Consider the following 3,108-nt stretch of genomic DNA (forward strand, 5'->3'; position numbering starts at 1 on the left):
CTGACGCATCGGCGTGGGCCAGCATCTGCCCCACCACCAGCGAACCCAGCAACGGCTCGACCACCAAGGCGCGCCCGACGCACTCAAAGACCGTCATGATGTCGAAGCCCCCGCCGCCCAGCCCCCCCACTTGAGGCGGCAACAGCGCCGCCACGGCGCCCAGCTCCACCAGTTCGCGCCAGGCCTGCGCGTCGTACCCCAGCGGCGATGCGGACGCGGCGTGCCGACGTGCCAAAGGATAGCGCTGCGCGAGGTAGCGTTGCAGCGAATCGGCCAGCATACGCTGGTCATCGGTCCACGAAAAATCCATGTCGCACCCCCGTCAAAGCCCCAGCACCGCCTTGGCGATGATGTTCTTCTGAATCTCGTTGGAGCCGCCGAAGATCGACAGCTTGCGCAGGTTGAAATATTGCGTCGCGGCACTGGCCGCCCCGGGCGGCCCGACCGCCTGATCGGCCCCCTCCAGCGTCAGCGCCTCGTCGATCCAGGGCAGGGCATACACCCCGACGGCGCGGCGCATGAGGCTCTGGATCTCTTGCCGGATCTGCGTACCCAAAATCTTGAGCAACGAACTCTCCGGCCCCGGCGCCCCACCGCCAGCCACTGCGGCCAGCACCCGCAATTGGGTAGTCTGAAGGTTATCCAAGTCGATCTCGACCCGCGCCAGGCGCGCCGCGAACAGCGGGTCTTCGATCAGGGGCCTGCCCCCCTTGTGCACCGCCCGCGCGATCACCTTGAGCCGCTGCAGGGCAGCCAGCGACAGCCCCACACCAGCGATGTTGGTGCGCTCGTAGGTCAGCAAGTATTTGGCGATCGTCCAGCCCTGGTTTTCGGCGCCGACCAGCCGATCCAGCGGCACGCGCACGTTGCTCAGAAATACCTCGTTGACCTCGTGCTCGCCGTCCAGCGTCAGGATGGGCCGCACCTCTACGCCCGGGCTGTCCAGATCCAGCAGCAAGAAGCTGATGCCCTCCTGCGGCTTGGCCTGGCGGTCGGTGCGCACCAGACAGAACATGCGGTTCGCGTAGTGCCCGAGCGTGGTCCACGTTTTTTGCCCGTTGACGATGTAGTGGTCGCCCTCGCGCGCCGCGGTCGTCTGCAGCGATGCCAAATCCGACCCCGCCCCCGGCTCGGAATAGCCCTGGCACCACCAGTCACTGCCGTCCAGAATGCGCGGCAGCCAGTGGCGCTTCTGGGCCTCGGTCCCGTAGCGGATCAGCACCGGCCCCAGCATGTTGACGCCAAACGGCACGATGCGCGGCGCACCCGCGAGTGCACATTCGTTTTCGAAGATGAAACGCTGCACCGGACCCCAGCCCGGCCCACCCCACTCGCGTGGCCAGTGGCTGGCCAACCAGCCCCGCGCGTGCAAAATCGCATGCCAGTGCGCCATGTCGTCGCGCGTCAAGCGCAGCCCCTGGCGCACCTTGGTGGCCAGCTCGGGCGGCAAGTTGGCACGCAAAAACGCGCGCACCTCATCGCGAAACGCGACCTCTTCGGGGGTGAATCGCAGATCCATACCTACTCCAGATACGCCGGCGTCCATCGGTGGGACCACTCGCGGCGGGCGATGCGCCATTGTGCGAGGCCACGCACGTCTGTGCCATGCCTGGCTGTCGTGCCGGTGACGTGCGCGGCACGCGTCAGAGCCACGCGAATTTCTCGATATAATCCCGGCTTTGCCGATCCCCGATAGCTCAGTCGGTAGAGCGCCGGACTGTTAATCCGTAGGTCCCTGGTTCGAGCCCAGGTCGGGGAGCCAGCCATGCCACCTGCCCCTGCCGCTCAGGCCAGCATAATTGGGGCCATGAAGCGCAAGAAGCTGCCCATCGGCATCCAGACCTTCGCCAAGATTCGCGGCGGCGATTACTACTACGTCGACAAGACGCCGTACGCGCTTCGGCTGATCGAATCCGGCTCGCACTACTTCCTGTCGCGTCCGCGGCGCTTTGGCAAGTCGTTGTTTTTGGACACGCTCGCCGAACTCTTTGCCGGCAACGAGCCGCTCTTTCGGGGGCTGTACTGCCACGACAAGTGGGATTGGGGGAAGAAACATCCCGTCATTCGGATCAGCTTCGGTGGGGGGCGGCTCGCCAGCCGCGAAGGGTTGGAAGCCCACATCGCCGACGAGCTCGACGCCAACGCCCAACGCTTGGGGCTAGAAATACTCGCAGCCGCTGACAACCACCTGCGCTTTCGCCACCTGATTCAACAGGCCGTCAAGCGCCACGGCCAGCGCGCCGTCGTCTTGGTCGATGAATACGACAAACCGATCCTGGACAACCTGACCGAGCCCGACGTCGCCCGCGCCATGCGCGAGGGCTTGCGCAACCTGTACTCCGTCATCAAGGATCAGGACGCCCACATCCAGTTCGCGTTCCTGACCGGTGTGTCCAAGTTCAGCAAGGTCTCGATCTTCTCGGGCCTGAACAACCTCAACGACATCACGGTCGATGCGGCCTACTCGGCCATCTGTGGCTACACGGAAGCGGACGTCGATACCGTCTTCGCCCCGGAGCTCGAGGGGCTCGATCGCGACGATATCCGCCGCTGGTACAACGGCTACAACTGGCTGGGTGAGTCGGTCTACAACCCTTTCGATTTGTTGCTGCTCTTTGACAAGCGCGACTTTCGTCCCTACTGGTTCGAGACGGGCACACCGACGTTTCTGATCGACGTGTTGACGCGGCGGGGTTACTTTTCCCCCGCACTGTCGCGCCTGCACACGAGCCTGGAGCTGCTCTCGGCTTTCGATGTCGATGTCATGGAGCCGACGGCCCTGTTGTTTCAGACGGGCTACCTGACGATTCATGGCGTGCAGGAATACCTGCCTGGCCAGCACCTGTACGAGCTGGGCTACCCCAACCGCGAGGTGATGACCAGCCTCAACAGCGCGTTGCTGCCCGGCTTGGGGCTCGACGCGCAGCGCGCGTTTACCCACCGCTTGAACCTGCTGGCCCTGTTGCGCGCGGCCGATGTGTCGGCCCTCAAGGCCCATGTCGAGGCGCTCTTTGCCGCCATCCCGCACGACTGGTACCGCAACAACCCCATCGCGCAGTACGAGGGCTACTGGGCCAGCGTCTTCTACAGCCACATCGCCGCACTCGG

3 protein-coding genes and 1 tRNA gene are annotated in these 3,108 nt (G+C 64.7%); 2 read left to right on the forward strand and 2 right to left on the reverse strand.

Annotated elements, in window-relative coordinates:
- Together Q0716_RS07930 and Q0716_RS07935 are read right to left on the reverse strand one after the other, a co-directional pair.
- On the reverse strand, positions 1 to 310 hold a 310-nt coding region (locus Q0716_RS07930; protein WP_299021685.1), incomplete at its 3' end, for an acyl-CoA dehydrogenase family protein.
- Positions 311 to 322: 12 nt separating this feature from the next.
- A complete protein-coding gene (locus tag Q0716_RS07935; protein WP_299021688.1) occupies positions 323 to 1,519 on the reverse strand; it encodes an acyl-CoA dehydrogenase family protein in 1,197 nt (398 codons plus the stop codon).
- Between the two features lie 167 nt (positions 1,520 to 1,686).
- Here Q0716_RS07935 and Q0716_RS07940 point away from each other — a divergent pair.
- Both Q0716_RS07940 and Q0716_RS07945 read left to right on the forward strand, forming a co-directional pair.
- Positions 1,687 to 1,762 (forward strand) — tRNA-Asn (locus Q0716_RS07940).
- 45 nt (positions 1,763 to 1,807) lie between these two features.
- Positions 1,808 to 3,108, forward strand: a 1,301-nt coding sequence (locus Q0716_RS07945) for an AAA family ATPase (protein WP_299021691.1), incomplete at its 3' end; no start/stop codon positions are given.

Origin of the sequence: uncultured Tepidimonas sp. (genome assembly GCF_938045175.1) — a bacterium.
In the GTDB taxonomy this organism is placed as follows: Bacteria; Pseudomonadota; Gammaproteobacteria; order Burkholderiales; family Burkholderiaceae_C; genus Tepidimonas.